Genomic DNA, 1,762 nt, shown 5'->3' with positions numbered 1-1,762 from the left:
AAAATTTAGTTTTAGCTGCCATTCTGTTGGTCAGTGCCTCCGCAAACGCGGCAACTGTGATGCCAGAGGGCGATGCTTCTCGTGGGAAGGCGCAGCTAATGATGTGCTCCGCCTGTCATGGTCAGGACGGTAATAGCGCAGCGCCTAACTTTCCGAAGCTCGCCGGCCAAGGCGCTAAATATTTATACAAGCAGTTGGTCGACGTTCGTGACGGCAATCGCAACATCGTCCAAATGACGGGAATGCTGAACGGTAAATCAGACCAAGATCTGGCCGATATGGCCGCTTTCTATGCATCTCAAGCGATAACTGGTGCAAAAGCGGATCCAGCGCTCGTCGAGCTTGGTAAAAAGATCTATAACGGTGGTAACGCTGACACGGGTGTTGCCGCATGTATCGCGTGCCATGGGCCCAATGGTAAAGGATTAGCGCCTGCGGGATATCCTCGATTGGCTGGTCAGCACGCCGACTACATCGCCGCACAGCTGACTATGTACCGTACGGGCTACGATGACCCCGCGGGCCGCACAAACGACGGCGATACGAAAATTATGCGCGCTACCGCTCGCGGCTTATCGGATGCTCAAATCAAAGCGGTGGCTAGCTACGCTTCGGGTTTAATTGCCGACTAAGCAGTAAGTTAAGTGAAAAGGCGGCATGCAAGCCGCCTTTTTTTTGCCAAAAATTGTTATCATGCCGCTCAGAACGTGAAGACTTTACTAGGAGTCCATTATGAAATTGCAGAAACTCATCGGCATTGCGCTCGCCTCGATTGTATTAGCGGCCTGTGCGTCAGACGACACGCCGACAGCGCCGGTAGCGGAGCCGTCAGCTATGCAGGCCCAGTCAGTTCCCACATCTTCAGAAGTCGATACTTCGAAAGCTGTTGCGGCTCAAACTGAAACATCTGTTGAGCAGGTCGCTGCTGAGATAAAAGAAGAAGCGCAAGAGGTTAGCCAGAAATTCGAGTCAACGGTACAAACAGAACTGGAAGAAGCAAAGAGTGCGCTAGCGACCGCTATTGCGCCCGAAGCAAAGCCACAAGCGCCCGCCATTGAAGACAACTATAAAGAGGGTGAGCATTACGAGCTAGTGGTTCCCCCCTTCCGCACCGCCAACCCGGATAAAATCGAGGTGCGTGAATTTTTCTGGTACGGCTGCGGCCACTGCTACAGCTTCGAACCTTTGCTGACCGCATGGAAGAAAAACCTCGCAAATTATGTGGACTTTCAACCTTCGCCAGCGATCTGGAATGGCACCATGAAGTTTCATGCTCAGGTGTTTTTCGCCATCGAGGCCTTAGGTCTGGGCGATACAATGCATAAGGCGATTTTTCAGGCGATGCACGTAGATCGTAACCCCTTGTCTACCGAGGCGCAGGTCGTGAGATTTTTCGAGTCGCAAGGCGTATCCGAGAACGACTTTAATAAAGCGTTTAAATCTTTTGGCGTGGGTTCGCAGGTAACAAAAGCTGAGGCTGTCATGCGACAAGCCGCGATTAGCGGTACACCCGAGTTGGTTGTGAACGGTAAGTACCGCATTTCAACGCGCAAAGCCGGCAGTCAGGCAAATATGCTCAAAATTGCAGATGCTTTGGTGGAGCGTGAGCGTCGGATGAGAGCCGCTAACTAAATTCTAGAATGCAACGAAACGGCACCGAATGGTGCCGTTTTTGTGTCTTACATCCCGTTTGGATACGGTGCTAAATCGCCTGCACCGCTGTCCCGAACGAGTTTTAACGCTTTGGCATACTCAACCAGCT

2 protein-coding genes are annotated in these 1,762 nt (G+C 51.9%); both read left to right on the top strand.

Features of this window, described 5'->3' with window-relative positions:
- On the top strand, nt 1-632 hold a 632-nt coding region (locus ACTF5Z_RS06500), incomplete at its 5' end, for a c-type cytochrome (RefSeq protein ID WP_438984951.1).
- Between the two features lie 100 nt (nt 633-732).
- Entirely contained in the window at nt 733-1,632 is a 900-nt protein-coding gene (locus tag ACTF5Z_RS06495; RefSeq protein ID WP_438984950.1) for a DsbA family protein, read from the top strand.
- Nucleotides 1,633-1,762 lie beyond the last annotated feature (130 nt).

Source organism: Aequoribacter sp., from assembly GCF_965659035.1.
GTDB lineage: Bacteria > Pseudomonadota > Gammaproteobacteria > Pseudomonadales > Halieaceae > Aequoribacter.
The sequence above is the reverse complement of the archived record's forward strand: the minus strand, read 5'-3'. Positions and strand labels throughout refer to the sequence as shown.